Source organism: Mycobacterium sp. PS03-16 (genome assembly GCF_004570325.1).
Lineage (GTDB): Bacteria > Actinomycetota > Actinomycetes > Mycobacteriales > Mycobacteriaceae > Mycobacterium.
This window is the reverse complement of record NZ_SPQO01000019.1, coordinates 62,038-77,354: the sequence shown is the minus strand read 5'-3', so window position 1 is coordinate 77,354 and position 15,317 is coordinate 62,038. Positions and strand designations below refer to the sequence as shown.

Annotated in this window: 13 protein-coding genes; 11 read left to right on the top strand and 2 right to left on the bottom strand. The window is 66.8% G+C overall.

Features of this window, described 5'->3' with window-relative positions:
• Positions 1-25: 25 nt before the first annotated feature.
• Together E4P42_RS16980 and E4P42_RS16975 are read left to right on the top strand one after the other, a co-directional pair.
• Positions 26-1,528 carry a tripartite tricarboxylate transporter permease gene (locus tag E4P42_RS16980; protein ID WP_135127244.1) on the top strand — a complete coding sequence of 501 codons (1,503 nt, stop codon included), beginning with the start codon at positions 26-28 and terminating at the stop codon, positions 1,526-1,528.
• The gene (locus E4P42_RS16975; RefSeq protein WP_135127243.1) at positions 1,525-2,028 is read left to right on the top strand and encodes a tripartite tricarboxylate transporter TctB family protein; all 504 of its coding nucleotides are present in this window, start codon (positions 1,525-1,527) and stop codon (positions 2,026-2,028) included. Before E4P42_RS16980 ends, E4P42_RS16975 begins: the two co-directional genes overlap by 4 nt.
• A 4-nt stretch (positions 2,029-2,032) precedes the next feature.
• Here E4P42_RS16975 and E4P42_RS16970 read toward each other — a convergent pair whose 3' ends face one another.
• Positions 2,033-2,212: a hypothetical protein gene (locus E4P42_RS16970; protein ID WP_135127242.1), complete on the bottom strand. Its 180-nt coding sequence runs from the start codon at positions 2,210-2,212 to the stop codon at positions 2,033-2,035.
• A 154-nt stretch (positions 2,213-2,366) separates the two neighbouring features.
• On the opposite strand from E4P42_RS16970, the gene E4P42_RS16965 reads away from it, so the two are divergent.
• Positions 2,367-3,584 carry an acetyl-CoA C-acetyltransferase gene (locus tag E4P42_RS16965; protein WP_371287047.1) on the top strand — a complete coding sequence of 406 codons (1,218 nt, stop codon included), beginning with the start codon at positions 2,367-2,369 and terminating at the stop codon, positions 3,582-3,584.
• Between the two features lie 51 nt (positions 3,585-3,635).
• On the opposite strand, the gene E4P42_RS16960 is transcribed toward E4P42_RS16965, so the two are convergent.
• A complete protein-coding gene (locus E4P42_RS16960) occupies positions 3,636-4,781 on the bottom strand; it encodes an MFS transporter (RefSeq protein ID WP_167759517.1) in 1,146 nt (381 codons plus the stop codon).
• Positions 4,782-4,887: 106 nt separating this feature from the next.
• On the opposite strand from E4P42_RS16960, the gene E4P42_RS16955 reads away from it, so the two are divergent.
• From E4P42_RS16955 to E4P42_RS16920, 8 genes are all read left to right on the top strand, one after another.
• The gene (locus E4P42_RS16955) at positions 4,888-5,676 is read left to right on the top strand and encodes an enoyl-CoA hydratase/isomerase family protein (RefSeq protein ID WP_135127240.1); all 789 of its coding nucleotides are present in this window, start codon (positions 4,888-4,890) and stop codon (positions 5,674-5,676) included.
• Positions 5,673-6,425: an SDR family NAD(P)-dependent oxidoreductase gene (locus E4P42_RS16950; protein ID WP_135127239.1), complete on the top strand. Its 753-nt coding sequence runs from the start codon at positions 5,673-5,675 to the stop codon at positions 6,423-6,425. The genes E4P42_RS16955 and E4P42_RS16950 overlap by 4 nt, the downstream gene beginning before the upstream one ends.
• Positions 6,426-8,036: an AMP-binding protein gene (locus E4P42_RS16945; RefSeq protein WP_135127238.1), complete on the top strand. Its 1,611-nt coding sequence runs from the start codon at positions 6,426-6,428 to the stop codon at positions 8,034-8,036.
• Position 8,037: 1 nt separating this feature from the next.
• Complete coding sequence (locus E4P42_RS16940; RefSeq protein WP_135127237.1) at positions 8,038-9,165, top strand: PrpF domain-containing protein; 1,128 nt, start codon at positions 8,038-8,040, stop codon at positions 9,163-9,165.
• Positions 9,158-10,498, top strand: a complete 1,341-nt coding sequence (locus E4P42_RS16935; RefSeq protein ID WP_135127236.1) for an FAD-dependent oxidoreductase — start codon at positions 9,158-9,160, stop codon at positions 10,496-10,498. Before E4P42_RS16940 ends, E4P42_RS16935 begins: the two co-directional genes overlap by 8 nt.
• Positions 10,499-10,629: 131 nt before the next feature.
• The gene (locus E4P42_RS16930) at positions 10,630-11,721 is read left to right on the top strand and encodes a hypothetical protein (RefSeq protein WP_135127235.1); all 1,092 of its coding nucleotides are present in this window, start codon (positions 10,630-10,632) and stop codon (positions 11,719-11,721) included.
• Between the two features lie 16 nt (positions 11,722-11,737).
• Entirely contained in the window at positions 11,738-13,822 is a 2,085-nt protein-coding gene (locus E4P42_RS16925) for a tripartite tricarboxylate transporter permease (RefSeq protein WP_135127234.1), read from the top strand.
• Between the two features lie 92 nt (positions 13,823-13,914).
• Complete coding sequence (locus E4P42_RS16920) at positions 13,915-15,306, top strand: MmgE/PrpD family protein (RefSeq protein ID WP_135127233.1); 1,392 nt, start codon at positions 13,915-13,917, stop codon at positions 15,304-15,306.
• Positions 15,307-15,317 lie beyond the last annotated feature (11 nt).

The window sequence follows — 15,317 nt, the reverse complement described above, 5'->3', positions numbered from 1 at the left end:
ATGACTCGTTTGGTCCGGGTGCACCATGCTTGACGCCGCCACCACCGCGATGGCGAACCTGTTCACCATCGAGGTTCTCGGCTATCTGTTGGTGGGCGTCGCCGTGGGGCTGGTCATCGGCGTGTTGCCGGGGCTCGGCGGCAGCTCCGGAATGGCGCTGCTGCTCCCGTTCCTGTTCGGCATGGAGCCCGAGGCCGGTATCGCGATGCTGGTGGGCATGGCCGCCGTGGGTGGCACGAGTGACACCTTCTCGTCGGTGCTCATCGGCGTGCCGGGTTCGGGCGGCTCGCAGGCATTGATTCTCGACGGCCATGCCCTAGCCAGGCAGGGACAGGCCGCCCGGGTGCTGGGCGCGTCGTTCTCCTCGTCGCTGATCGGAGGGCTGATCGGCGCCGTGTCCTTCCTGTTCGTCATCACCGCGGCGCGGCCGCTGATCGGCGGCATCGGCACGCCGGAGCTACTCATGTTTGCGCTGCTCGGGCTGGCCACCGTCGGCGCGCTGGTCAAAGGCGATCCGCTGTTCGGGTTCGCCGCCGCGGTGCTCGGAGTCATGATCGGTCTGATCGGAGGGGCGCCGGCCTACCCGGAGTACCGCTACACCTTCGATTCCCTGTACCTGTACTCGGGGGTATCGATCGTCATCGTCACCATGGGACTGTTCGCCGTGCCCGAGGTGATCTCACTGTTGGTCAATCGCACCGCGATCGCCAAGACCGAGAAGATCGAGGGCAGCATCTTCGACGGCTTCAGTGAGGTGCGCAAGCACAAGGGTCTGGTCATCCGAAGTTCACTACTGGGGACGACTCTCGGCGTCATCCCCGGAATCGGCGGAACCGCGGCGAACTGGATGGCGTACGCCATGGCCCGTCAAACGGCGAGGGACAAAAGCAGATTCGGCCGCGGCGACATCCGCGGCGTGATCGCCCCGGAGGCGGCGAACAACTCCGTCGACGGTGGATCGATGGTTCCGACGTTCACCTTGGGCATCCCGTCGAGCGGGTCGACGGCCGTGATGCTCGGCGGGATAGTGCTGTTGGGGCTCACTCCCGGACCGGCGATGCTCGAGCAGGACCTCGACATCCTGATGCTCGTCGTGTGGGCGCTAGTACTGGCCAACGTACTGGCCACCGTCACCTGCTTCTCGCTGTCGCGCTACATCGCTCGGGTGACCCTGGTGCCCGGACAACTGCTCGCGCCGTTCCTGCTGGTCCTGTTCTTCGCCGCGTCCTACCAGGCGTCGCTGAACTTCGGCGACCTGCTGGCCGTGCTGGGCCTCGGCGTACTCGGTTATGCGATGAAGATCGCGAACATCCCGCGGGCCCCGGCGGTGGTGGGCTTCGTGCTGGCGCCCAGCATCGAGCGGTACCTGCACCTGTCGATCAGTCGCTACGGCGCGGATTGGATGTATCGCCCCGGCGTCATCACCATCGGCCTCGTCGTCGTGGCGGTCGTGGTGGCGGTGCCGATGTTCCAACGGATGCGGAGGACAAAAGCGGTGGCGAATCTCGACAGTGAGGCCGGGCGGTGAATGATCGAGTGATCGAGGGCCCGTTCCGGGTCGCACTCTGCGCGCTTCTGTTGGCCGTCAGCGTGTTCTACGCCTACGAGGCACTGAGCTTCCATCCGCTCGCTATGTATGCACCACTGGCCGCCGGCGCCGTCGCGACGGTGCTGATGTCGATGCTGTTGGCCCGGGAGGTGGTGCGGCTCGTCCGCACCAGCCGCGGCGACACGCGCAGTTACGCCACCACCGCGGAGGCGACATCCGATGCGTTGACCGTGAAGGTCCTCGGCATCAGCGTTCTCTACCTCGCGGTGATGGTCGCGTATGTCGCCGCCACCTACGTGATCGGCATGGTGATCGCGTCGGCGGTGGTGCTCACGCTCCTGCTGCATTTCGATGCCAAGGCCGCTCCGAGGTTCACGGCCATCTCGGTGGCATCGGTGCTGCTGGCGTTCTACCTCTTCGGAACCTTTGCCGAACTGCAGTGGCCGCAAGGCCTGGCGAAGATTCCGGTGTTCGGATGAGCGGTCAGTGAGCGGCGAGTTCGAGGTCGTCGCGGCTCATCGGCTTGGCGCCCAGTCGAGCGATGGCGTCAGAAGCCTGCTCGGCGGAGATCTCGCGGTTCTGCAGCGCGACGCCGATTCGCGTGACCTCGAAGATCTCGGCGATGTTGGTGCGGGCCTGCTCCAAGCGTTCGGTGAAAGTCACTGCTGCTCCTCTTTACGTTGTTTGTCTATGCATTCCATTAAACAAGCCCGGCAACACGAAAGCACTGCCGGGGACCGTTAGATTCATCACGTGACCTGCGACAATGACGTAGATCACACATGCGCAGCAATGCTCGTGAGAACACAGGGAGGCGATGGTCTTGCGTGAGGTGGTGATCGTCGAGCCGGTCCGGACACCCATCGGTCGGTACGGCGGCATGTTCAAGTCGCTGTCGGCCGTGGAGCTGGGCGTCACGGTGCTGCGCGGTCTGCTGGAGCGCACCGGTGTCGCGCCCGATGCCATCGACGACGTCGTGCTCGGGCACAGCTACCCGAGCGGCGAGGCTCCCGCGATCGGTCGAGTGGTGGCCCTGGACGCGGGTCTGCCGGTGACGGTCCCGGGTGTGCAGGTCGACCGCCGCTGCGGGTCCGGTTTGCAGGCCATCATTCAGGCGGCACTGCAGGTGGGCAGCGGCGGCGACGATCTGGTGATCGCCGGTGGTGTGGAGAGCATGAGCAATGTCGCCTTCTACTCCACCGATATGCGGTGGGGCGGGGCACGAACCGGGATCACCGTGCACGACGGGCTGACGCGCGGCCGCGTCACGGCAGGTGGTCGGCACCATCCGGTGCCCGGCGGAATGCTGGAGACCGCGGAGAACCTGCGGCGCCGATACGGGATCACCCGCAGCGAACAGGACGAGCTGGCCGTCGAATCACATCGGCGTGCTGTCGCGGCGCAGAAGAACGGCGTCCTCGCCGAGGAGATCGTCCCCGTCGTCGTCCGTTCGCGCGGCGGCGATGACGTGATCGATACCGACGAACATCCGCGTGCCGACACCACGATGGAATCCCTGGCCCGTCTGAAACCCATCATGCGGAGCGACGACCCGGACGCGACGGTGACCGCGGGAAACTCGAGTGGCCAGAACGACGCCGCGTCGATGTGCATTGTGACGACTCCGGAGAAGGCGGCCCGGCTCGGGTTGGCGCCGCTGGTGCGGCTCGTGTCCTGGGCAGTCGCCGGTGTGCCACCGCAAACTATGGGCATCGGACCGGTGCCGGCCTCCGCCGCGGCCCTGGGCAAGGCGGGTCTCACGCTCGCCGACATGGATCTGATCGAGCTCAACGAGGCGTTCGCCGCGCAGGCCCTGGCGGTCATGCGCGAGTGGGGGTTCACATCCGCAGACCGCGAGCGCACGAACGTCCACGGATCCGGGATTTCACTCGGTCACCCGATCGGCGCCACGGGCGGACGCATGCTCGCCACGCTGGCGCGCGAAATGCAGCGTCGCCGCTCGCGGTACGGCTTGCAGACGATGTGCATCGGTGGCGGTCAAGGCCTGGCCGCCGTCTACGAGATCGTGGGCTAGGAGGCGAGGCGGAACCCCTGGTGCCGGAGCCCCCGGCGGCGTGCTCGTTGATCAGCTCGAGCTGCGCATCCGAGACGCAGACAGCGCCATGATCGTCGCCGCGGCGACAGCCAGGGACGCAGTGAGGATCCACCCCACACCGTAGGAGGTGGCGTCGGCCACCACGCCGAAGGCGACCGGCCCGAACGAGCCGCCCACCAAGGAATAGATGGTGACCTGTCCGGTGACGTATCCGGGCGTGCGGTGGAACCGACGGAGCAGGGCGTACCACAGCACTGCCGGATAGCCCCACACGCCGGCGTACCCGACGACCAAGCCGATGCTGCGGATGGTGTTCGAATCGACGAAGGCCAACGTGCTGATACCGATCGCACCGACGAAGAGCATCGCCGCGCACAGGAACATCGGATCTCCCGGCAGCCGATCGCAGGCGATGCCACTGACGACGCGCACCACGATGGCAAGGGCGCTGGCCGCCGCCAGCACCACGCCCGCCTGGGCGGGGTCGGCGCCCGCCCGGGTCTCGCCCAACACCCAGAAGGCGGGAATGATGGAGTTGGTGGCGTTGGCGAACGCCATCGCGACTCCGATGAGCGCCAGCAGTTTGAGCTCGTCACGTGGTGGCCGCTCCTTCTTGGTGGCTTTCGCCTTCCCCGATCGCTCCTCGGTCATGAAGCGCAGGACCAGCACGCAGCACAACGTGGCCAGTACGGCGGTGACGGCGAATGCCCATCGCCAGCCGAACGTCATCGCGATCAGTGGCACGGCCAGTCCCGCCAGCAACGTCGACAGAGGTGCGGCGGCCTGTTTGAAGCCGATCACGATGCCGTATTGGTCGTCCCGAGCCTCGGTCACCACCATGCGGTTGCTCGCCGGCTGCATCAGCGACTTGCCGATGCCGCCGACGGCCATGGCGAGCATCAACACCGCGAGCGACCGGGCGCCGAACGTGATCACCAGTGAGCAGACGACGGTGAGCGCGGTGGCCACACACAGCGCGCGCCGCGCTCCGAGAACATCGACTGTACCGCCCAGACGATATGCCGAAACACCCTGCACCAGACGGAAAGTCGCAACCGCAACCCCGATGCCTGCCGCAGAGAGGGCGAGATCTTCCTCGATGCGGAAGCCGAGGGCACCGACGAGATTGAGGGGCAGTGCGCCCACCGCCGAGGCGGCGATGGTGAGGGCGACCATGGCGACGATCGGGGAGGGTCGGCTGCTCATCGGTGACCTTGCGGCATGGCATGCCCTTCCGCTAGAACAATAGGTATATGTAGGATACTTTTTATCAGGAAAGGGAGTGGAGCCGGTTGTGATTGAACTAGTCCGCGAGCAAGCGGTGGCGACCGTCCGATTACGGCGTCCACCCGTGAACGCGTTCGATCTTCACATGCTCGATCTGCTCGAGTCGGCGATCGAGTACAGCGAGACTTCCGGCGCCCGTTGCCTGCTGATCCGCTCCGACAATCCGCGGTTCTTCTCGGCAGGCGCCGACATCGCGATGCTTCAGGCCGCGACCGAACGCGACGGCGGCGTCGACGAGATGGTCGCTTTCGCCGGTCGCTTCCAGCATGTCCTCGACACGTTGGAGCGAGCGCCGTTCGCCACGATCGCCGTGATCGAGGGCCTCGCCCTGGGCGGCGGCCTCGAACTGGCCCTGGCCTGTGACTTCCGCCTTGCCGGCGCGGAGGCCAAGATGGGGCTCACGGAGACCACGCTGGGTTTGGTTCCGGGCGCAGGAGGCACTCAGCGGCTGGCGGCCGTGGTCGGCCGAGCGAGGGCTCGGCAGCTCGTCCTCACCGGCCGCATGATCGACGCGACGGAGGCGGACCGGATTGGTTTGGCGGACTTCTGCCCGGACGGCGCACCCGCGGCCGCGGGCGACCTCGCCCGCGAGCTCGCGCAACGCCCCGCCCGGGCGATGGCGTTGGCCAAGGAGTGCCTACTCGACGCGCCCAGCCCGGATGGCTACGCCAGGGAACTGACTGCGAGTCGCGAGCTGTACGGCGACCCGGAGACGGCGGGCATCCTCACCGAATTCCTCAGCAGTAGAAAGAAGAGCAGTTCCGCCCGAAAGGAATCAGCATGACAGAACTCGACGGCACGATCGCGGTGGTCACGGGCGCCGGTTCCGGCATCGGGCGGGCGATCGCCAGGCGACTCGCCGCGGGTGGCGCCACCGTTGCGGTGGCCGACCTCGACGAAGGCCGCGCCAAGGAGACCGTCGCGACGATCGAGGCGGAGGGCGGCGCCGCGGGCGCGTTCCGCTCCGACGTCGCGGACATCGAATCGGTGCGGGCCATGCGCACCGAGATCCACGCCGCCTACGGTGTGCCGACGGTCATCGTCAACAACGCCGGCTGGAACATCGGACAGCCGTTCCTGGGCACAGAGCCCGACTTCTGGCAGCGGGTCATCGACATCAACTACGGCGGTGTGCTGGCCATGTGCCGCACCTTCGTCCCCGACCTCGTCGACGCAGGAACCCCGGGGCACGTCGTCAACGTCGCCAGTGACGCGGGCCGCGTCGGCAGCATGGGGGAGGCGGTGTACGCGGGCGCCAAGGGCGGAGTGATCGCGTTCTCCAAGGCGTTCGCCCGCGAGATGGCGCGCCACAAGATCAACGTCAACTGCGTGTCCCCGGGGCCGACCGACACCCCGCTGTTCCATGACCAACCGGAGAAGATCCAGGAAGCGCTGATCAGGGCCATCCCGTTCCGCCGGTTGGCCGACCCGTCCGAAATCGCCGCTGCCGTCGCCTATCTGGCGTCCGACGCCGCGTCCTACATCACCGGTCAGGTGCTCAGCGTCAGCGGCGGCCTGACGATGGTCGACTAGGTGGCCATCGCAGTCCGCACCGTCGGCGACCCAGAGCGGTGCGCCACCTACCTGGAGCGTGGGTGGTGGCGCGCCGATCGGACCTATGGCGACGACTTCAGAGAGTGGGCTGCCCGTCGACCCGGTCATATCGCGGTGGTGGCGCACGAGGTGGACACCGGTCAGACGGTGACCGTCAGCTACGGCGAGCTCGCCGAGCGGGTCAGCCGGTGCGTAGCCGGATTGCGGGCGCGCGGCGTCACGGCCGGTTCGGTGGTGTCGTTTCAGCTGCCCAACTGCTGGCAGTTCGCGGTGCTGGTCTTCGCGTGTGCCCGGCTGGGCGCCGTGGTGCATCCGATCCTGCCGATTCACCGCGAGCGCGAGGTCACCCACGCCATCCGCGCCGTGGACAGCAGCCTGTGTGTGGTGGCGTCGCGTATCGGCGGGTTCGAGCTGCGGGCCATGTACGACGTCATGGGCCTGGAAGTTCCGGTGATCACCGTCGGTCGCGCGGGTGACCCGTGTGGGTTCGAGTCCGAGCTGATGTCCGACGGTGTCGCGGGAGATCACTACGTCTCCCCCGCGTCCGTGGCGCAGGTGCAGTTCACCTCGGGTACGACCGGTGAGCCCAAGGGGGTGGTGCACACCTTCAACACGCTGTTCGCCGCATATCGGGCGACGGCCATCGCGGCCGAACTCGACTCTGATGACGTGGTTCTCGCGCCGTCGACGATGGCGCACCAGACGGCGTTCCTGGGCGGGTGTGTGATGCCGCTGGCCGAGGGCATGACGGCGGTGTATCTCGACAAGTGGGACCCGGACTCCGCGTTGCGCCTCATCGGCGATCACGGCGTCACCTTCGCCTCGGGTGCCACCCCGTTCATGATCGACCTCTGCAATGCACAGCAGCGATTGCACCTGGACGTGACTTCACTGCGCGCCTTCAAGAGTGGGGGAGCCGCGGTGCCGGACGCGGTGCGCGCCCGGGTCCGGGCCGAACTCGGTGCGGAAGTGTCCATGGCGTGGGGCATGACCGAGAACGGCGTCTGCACCATGACCCGCCCCGGCGGCGGGAACGACCAGGCCGATGGTTCGGCGTTGCCCTGGGTGGAACTGAAGATCACCGACACCGAGGGCCGGCCGCAACCGGCCGGCACGGTGGGCAAGTTGTGGATACGCAGTGCGTCGCAGTGCGTCGACTACTTCCCCCGACACGATCTCTACGAGGCCGCACTCGACGCCGAAGGATGGTTCGACACCGGCGATCTCGCCGAACTCCGCGCGGACGGGAACCTGCGGATCGCCGGACGGGTGAAGGACATGATCATCCGCGGCGGTGAGAACATTCCGGTACTCGAAGTGGAGAACGCGCTGTCGGCCCATCCCGCGGTGGCCGATGTCGCAGTGGTGGGCATTCCCGACGAACGGCTCGGTGAGCGTGCGTGCGCGGTGGTGGTGCCCGCAACGGGTCGCGAGTTCGGCATCGAGGCGTTACGCCGCCACCTCGACACACTCGGGATGGCGCGTCAGTACTGGCCGGAGTCGGTGCGGCTGGTGAAGGCGCTGCCGCGGACCACCACCGGAAAAGTCCAGAAGAACGAATTACGCGAAGCGATTGTCAAGGTGAAATAGCATGCCGCAACGAGGTATACCGGCCGTGTGGATGCGCGGTGGGACGAGCAAGGGCTTGATGGTCCGCGATGAGGACCTGCCGCCGCCGGGGGACGAGCGTGACGCCGTCGTGCTGGAGATCATGGGCAGCCCCGACGTCGGGCAGATCGACGGCATGGGTGGTGGCAGCTCATCGACGAGCAAGATCATCACCGTCAAGCGCAGCGAGCGACCGGGTGTCGACGTGGACTTCCTCTTCGGTCAGGTGGCCGTGCGGGATCCGCTGGTGGACTGGAAGCCCAACAGCGGGAACCTGACGTCGGCGGTCTGCGCCTATGTGGTCGACGAGGGCCTGGTGCCTGCCACGGAGCCGGAGACGACCTTCGTGCTCTACAACGAGAACACGCGCACCAACATCCGGGCAACGGTGCCGGTGGTGGACGGACGCGCCGCCGTACAGGGTGACGTGGAGGTGGCCGGGGTGCCACGGCCGGGCGCCCGGATCATCAACGAGTACCTGGATCCGGTGGGCAAGTTCCGCGGCAAGGGTGTGCTGCCCACCGGGAATCCGGTGGATGTGGTCGAGACGCCGTTCGGGGCCGTGGAGGCGACGTTCGTCGATGCCGCCAACCTGGTGATGTTCGTCGACGCCGCCTACCTCGAGATGGACGGGGCAGTACTTCCCGCGCAGGTGAACTCGGACGACGCGCTGCTGGGAAAGATCGAAGCGGTGCGTTCGGCGGGAGCGCTGCACCTCGGCCTGATCGAGCCGGGCGCGGTCGCAGCGTTGGCGTCTCCGATCCTGCCGCTGGTCTCGGTGATCTCGCGGGCCGCCGACTACCGGACAACGCAGGGCACCGCGGTCACGGCCGGCGAGCTCGATTTCGTCGCTCGGGTGTTCTCGCTGCAACGGATGCATCATGCCCATCCCCTGACCGGGCTGATATGCACGGCAGTCGCCGGCGTGACCGCGGGCACGGTGCCGAACCGGTTGCGCGGGGAGCGTTCTGACTCATGGGTTCGAGTGGGACACCCGAAGGGGGTGGCGGCGGCCGAAGTGCGCCACCGCGCGGACGGGTCGGTCGAATCCGTCGCCGTGGTCCGCACCGCCCGCCGCCTGATGGCCGGCGAAGTCTACGTTCGTGTTTGATGCGGTCGTCCTCGGCGGCGGCCTGGCCGGGCTGACAGCGGCCCTGCGCGCCAGGGAAGCGGGCCGGTCGGTTGCGCTGATCGATCCCGATCCCGACCAGGGTGCCGGCGCCAACAGCCGGATCTCCGGTGGGGTCTTCCACTTGGCATGGGGCGCCATGGACGAACCGCCCGAGGAGCTGGTGCGTCGAATGGTCGACCAGACCGACGGCGAGGTCGACCCGCAACTGGCGCGCGAACTGGCGGAGAACTGCGGGCCGGCGATTCGGTGGCTTGCCGGCCATGGCGTCGACCTGGCGCCGAAAGGTCCTCGGCCTCATGACCGATTCACCTGCCAACCCTGGCTGGAGGCGCGCGGGGATACCGCCCAGCCCGACCGCGGCGCCGAGATCGCGTTGGCCACCCTGCGGGCCCGGGCGCGCGTCGCCGGAGTCCAACGCACGGCCGGGTCGGCCAACGCGCTGTGGCATCGCCCCGACGGATGGCACGTGGGCGTCGCCGGCCGGGAGGAGTTGATCGGTCGCTGTGTCATCGTCGCCACAGGCGGTTTCCAAGCGAACCCCACGATGATGCGCGCGTTCGTGGGCCCGCACGCCGACGATGTCTTCCTGCGGTCCACACGATCGGCAGCCGGGGATGGTCTGCGTCTGCTGATCGGTGCGGGTGCCGCGCTGACCGAACCGTCGTCGGCGGTCTACGGTCATCTGCTGTCCGCCACCGCAGCCCGGGAACCTCGACTCTGGCCTCAGCCGACCGTCGACGCGGTGGCCAGGCGCGGTCTGCTGGTCGACCGGGACGGGCATGCGTTCACCCCGAACGCCGACAACGGGATCGCTCTGGTCAACGCGATGGTGAGGACCGGCGACCCCTCCGGCTTCACGGTGGTGTTCGACAGCCGCACGCACGCGGAGGCGTCCGCCGAGCGGGACAGTGACGGTTCCCCGCGGGCGACGCAGACCGACGGGCATCTGCGGGACGTGACGGAGTTGATCGAACGGGGCGCCGAGGTCATCGGTCCGGCTTCGATCACGGATATAGCTGTGCAGCTGAGGATTCCGCGAGCTCAACTGAAATGGTCCGTGGCAGCCTGGGCGGGCGGGGCATCGGATTCGTCCAGTTGGTATGCCATGCGAGTGCTTCCCGGCATCACCGCGACGATGTGCGGTGTGCGGGTGGACGCTCGGTGCCGGGTGCTGGGCCGCGACGGACAACCGTTGCCCGGGCTGCGGGCGGCCGGCGACGTCGTCGGTGTGCACGGCGGCCCGCGAGGCGGCTACCTGGGCGGGTTGGCCGTCGCGCTGATCTCCGGCTATATCTCGGGCTCCCGTCGCTGAGGTCGACTCCCGGCAATCTGCCGTCAGCTATTGACTCTCGCGCGCAAAACTCTAGACTCCAAAAAGTATCCTAATCCGCCTGAATACCCCATTCGGGCCGGATTCGCTCCGACAAGTCGATGGAGTCTTGTATGAGTCGCAACCCCTCACGCCGAATGTTCGTAGGCGGCCTGGCCGTAGTGGTCGCCGCCGCGCTTTCGGGGTGCATCAACAAACCCGCCGAGACCGGGTCCTCCGACGGGGCTTTCACCCTGCAGGGCAAGACGGTCGAGATTCTCGTCGGACAGGAGGCGGGCGGCGGGCACGACACCACCGCGCGCGTGATCGCTCGCCACATCGGGCAATACCTGCCGGGGAACCCGGAGGTGATCGTCAGGAACATGCCTGGAGGCGGCGACAAGGTGATGGCCAACTACGCCTACACCCAAGCGCCCGCCGACGGCACCTCGGTCGGTGTGTTCTCGGTCGCCGTACCCCATTACAACCTGATCGGCGAAGGCGAGGCCGAAGGCGTTCGGTACGACGCGTCGAAGTTCAAGTGGTTCGGAAGCCCCACGGTGACAACCAACGTGCTTCTGGTCCACACCCGGACAGGTATCACCAAGGACAACCTCGCCCCGCTCACGGAGGGACCCGGGGTGCGAATCGCCCAGCGCTCACCCGGAGACGGGCCGCACCTGGTCCAGGCCACTCTGGCCAGCGGTCTGGGATGGAAGTTCGACACGGTGTTCGGGTACGAGGGCGAGCGTCGGCTGGCCATTGAACGCGGAGAGGTCGACGCCATCGTCACGACATGGGAAAGCCTGGAGGACGAGGAACGCGATCTCATCGACGAGGGCGTACTGCTGCCCGTGGTCACGGTCGGTCTCTCCGACGCGCCCGCGCTGTCGGCTCCTGAACTCAGCGGTGTCCCCAAGGCATCCGACCTGTTCAAGAACGCCTCTCCCGAGTCACAGGATCTTCTCGAAGTGATCCTCACCCGGTACGGCTTCGCGCGTTCCTTCGGTGGTCCTCCCGGACTGTCCGAAGAGGCAGTTCAGGCTTACCGCACCGCCTTCGACGAGATGAACGCCGACGAAGACTACGTCAAGGAAGCCGAACCCCTGTACGCGGTGGTGCCCAGCGACGGTGCGACGGTCGCGGAGCGAATCACGAAGTATGTCACCGCGGATCCGTCGGTGGTCGCCCCGGTGCTCACCCAGATCGAATCCGACTCACAGTAAGAAGCGTTGATCGTTCATGATCGCTGACGGTTTGCACGGCCTGGGCTCGTTCCTGGGCAGCGCGGGTGCGCTGTTCGTGTGGCCCACCGTGGGTTACATGTTGATCGGCACGTTGCTCGGGTTCGCGGTGGGCATGCTGCCCGGCCTGGGCGGTGCGGCCACCATGGCACTTATGCTGCCGCTGACGTTCTCGATGGAACCTCTTGCGGCCGTTGCTTTCCTGTTAGCGATGCACGCCACCTGCGCCACCGCCGGCGACGTCACCTCGGTTCTGTTCGGGATACCGGGAGAGGCGTCGTCGGCGGCGACGGTGTTCGACGGCTATCCGATGACCCGGATGGGCCAGGCGGGACGCGCCATCGGTGCCGTGCTGACGAGCTCGTTGGTCGGTGCGTGGTTCGGGGCCTTCTGCCTGGCCCTGGCGGTACCCCTGGTCCGCCCGCTCGTCCTCAGTTTCGGACCGCCCGAGGTGTTCATGCTCGCGGTGGTGGCGTTGACGACGGTGGCGGCACTGTCCGGCAAGAACATGGCCAAGGGTCTGGCGATGGCTTCGCTCGGGGTCCTGCTCGCCACGGTCGGCGAGGACATCGCCACCGCGCAGACCAGACTCACCTTCGACTCGCTCTACCTGCTCGACGGAATCCCGGTGGTTCCCGTCGTCGTCGGGATGTTCGCCGTCCCGGCCATTCTGGCGTCGATGCTGCCGGCACGATCGGAGATCGGCGATCAGCCGGTACGGATCAACTCGTGGCTCGAGGGCGCCAAGGACACCTGGCGGCACAAGTGGCTGGTATTGCGCACCAGTCTCATCGGCGCGTATGTGGGGCTGATCCCCGGCGTGGGGGGCACTTCGGCACAGTTCATCGCCTACGGGCACGCGCTGCAATCGTCCAAGACGCCGGAGAAGTTCGGTAAGGGGTCGATCGAGGGTCTGCTTGCCGCCGGTTCGGTCAACAACTCCAAGGAGGGTGGCAGCCTGCTCCCCACCGTGGCGTTCGGCATACCAGGCAGCGGCGCCATGGCCATCCTGGTCAGCGCACTGATCATCACCGGCGTGCAACCCGGTCCCGACCTGCTGACCACCAATGTCGACGTCACCTTCGGCATGGTCTGGACGATCGTGATCGCCAACCTGCTCTGTGTCGGACTGTGCCTGCTCCTGGCCAAGCGCATCGCGGGTCTCGCCGACATGCGCCAGACGCTGCTGGTGCCGCTGTTGCTGGTCTTCATCACCGTGGGCAGCTTCACCGAATCGTTCCGCTTCGAAGACATTCTGCTGATGGTCCTCGTCGGGCTACTGGCGTTCTGGGCGGAGCGGCTGGGCTGGCCGGTCGCGCCCATGCTGATCGGACTGGTGCTCGGCAAGTTGGCCGAGGCGAACTTCTTCCTGGCCAACAACATCTACGGTGAACCGTCGGCGTGGCTGACCCGGCCGATTGTGGTCATACTGGCGGTCATCGCGGCGATCAGCCTGGCATCCCCGCTGATCCGTTACTACCGGAATCGGCGTCGAGCCCGGGTGGATGCGACGGCGAAGGCACGGCCGTTCTCTCGCGGTGACATCTTCCTCGCCGGGTTCTTCGCGGTGCTCGGCGCAGTCGCGTTCTGGGATGTGCGCACGGCGGATCTACCCACCAGCGCGGCGACGGTGCCGCAATCCATCTCGTTCATCCTCGCGGCGCTCTCGGTGGGTATCGCGGTCAGCGGTGTGGCCGTCCTCGTGCGTAAACGGAGGTCGACGGATGTGCCGGACCCGGCGGGCGCGAGCACCTCCGCCATGGCGGGCGACGATATCGGCGGCAGCGGTTCCACGATCGTGGCGCTTCGCGAGAAGACGGCCGAAGCCGAGGAGGCGGAGATCGTCGAAGCCGGTCCACGTCAGTTGGCGATCGTGGTGGCGCAGTTCCTGGCTTTCATACTCGGGCTCTGGGCCTTCGGCTTCCTCATCTTCGCGCCGATCTTCGCCGCGACGTACCTGTTCATGGTCGCCAAGACCAAGTGGTGGACGGCAGCGATCTGGGGACTGCTGGTATGGGCGTTCCTCTACTACATCCTGTGGGGCTTGCTGAGCCTACGACTGTGGGACGGAGCGATCTTCTGATGGCGGACGGTGGCCTGGGCCGGGCGCCGCCGCACGGTACTCGAACGTCGATCCTGCTCGCCTGATCTCTCCCGACCCCGAAGGACCCCCAAATGACGACAGCCGACCCGATTGCGCGGGGGCTCGCCGAATACATCGCCTCACTGAAGTACGAAGACCTCCCGCCCAATACGATCACTGCCGCCAAGGAAGCCATCCTCGATCAGTTCGGCATCATCCTGATGGGTTCGACGCTGCCCTGGACCCGGCCGAGCTATGAGTTGGCACTGGAGTTGGGGAGCAAGCCGCAGAGCACCATCGCCGGCCACGGTGACAAGGTCTGCTCGCCCGATGCCGCGATGGTCAATTCGAACTTCGCGCATTCCTGCGAGTTCGATGACACCGGGTACTCAGGCGGCACCCATGCCAGCAGCATCACCGTCGCCTCGGCTCTCGCGCTCGCCGAGGCTCGCCAACTGTCGGGTCGCGATTTCCTGCTGGCGGTCGTGCTCGGCTGCCAGGTGCTCTACAAGATCGGCCGGGTGTTGACGCGCCCCATCTCCGAACTGGGTTTTCACGCGCAGGCGCTGGTGGGGCCGTTCGGCTCCGCCACGGTCACGGCGAAGCTGCTCGATCTCGATGTGGACACCATCGTCAACGCGCTGTCGATCACGGGCAGCCACTCGTCGGGCACGATGGAGTACGACCAGGGTGGCGGCGAGGTCAAGCGCTACCACTCAGGAATGGCCGCCCGCGCGGGCATGGTCGCGACGTTGCTGGCACAGAACGGATTGACCGGCCCACCTGAGATCTTCGAGGGCAAGCGTGGACTCGGCCGGCTGCACGCCCGCCTCGACGATGTGTCCGGCATTCTCGAGGAGGACTCCCCGGACTGGTTCGTCCTCGAGAAGCGCATCGTCAAGGCCTACCCGACCGTCGGCACCATTCCCACCGCGATCCAAGCGTTCACCCACCTGATCCGCGAGAACGACGTCACCTTCGACGACCTCGAGCGCATCGACGTCTGGATCAACCCGCACGCGCTCAACCACGGCGCGGCGATCACCAAGCCGCAGGACACCATCGGCGCGCAGTTCAGCTTGGCCTACAGCCTCGGATTGGCGATGGTCAAGGGTGGCAACGAGCTGAAGTACTACGTCGATCCCGAGGTTCTCAAGGATCCGGAAGTGCTGGCCGTGGGGGACAAACTCCACGTGCACGGCGACCTGAAGTACGGCCGTGCCACAGAAATCGTCGACTGGGATCTCTACTGGGGTTCGCGTACGCAGATCACCCTCAAGGACGGTCGGACCTTCCTTCGTGAGGAGATGTACCGCAAGGGTGCACCGCAGAACCCGATGACTCACGACGAGCTGGTGGCCAAATTCCGCAGCCTGGCGTCCGCCGCCATCGACGACGCTCAGATCGACCGCCTGGTGACCATGGTCGACAACCTGGAGTCCGTGGACAACGTGGCCGACATCGCCGCGCTGCTGCACAAGTAACCGCCCGGCCG

Coding starts and splice junctions, on each gene's coding strand:
- E4P42_RS16980 (WP_135127244.1), top strand. CDS start 26: ATGCTTGACGCCGCCACCACCGCGATGGCGAACCTGTTCACCATCGAG.
- E4P42_RS16965 (WP_371287047.1), top strand. CDS start 2,367: ATGGTCTTGCGTGAGGTGGTGATCGTCGAGCCGGTCCGGACACCCATC.
- E4P42_RS16960 (WP_167759517.1), bottom strand. CDS start 4,781: ATGGTCGCCCTCACCATCGCCGCCTCGGCGGTGGGCGCACTGCCCCTC.
- E4P42_RS16950 (WP_135127239.1), top strand. CDS start 5,673: ATGACAGAACTCGACGGCACGATCGCGGTGGTCACGGGCGCCGGTTCC.
- E4P42_RS16940 (WP_135127237.1), top strand. CDS start 8,038: ATGCCGCAACGAGGTATACCGGCCGTGTGGATGCGCGGTGGGACGAGC.
- E4P42_RS16930 (WP_135127235.1), top strand. CDS start 10,630: ATGAGTCGCAACCCCTCACGCCGAATGTTCGTAGGCGGCCTGGCCGTA.
- E4P42_RS16925 (WP_135127234.1), top strand. CDS start 11,738: ATGATCGCTGACGGTTTGCACGGCCTGGGCTCGTTCCTGGGCAGCGCG.
- E4P42_RS16920 (WP_135127233.1), top strand. CDS start 13,915: ATGACGACAGCCGACCCGATTGCGCGGGGGCTCGCCGAATACATCGCC.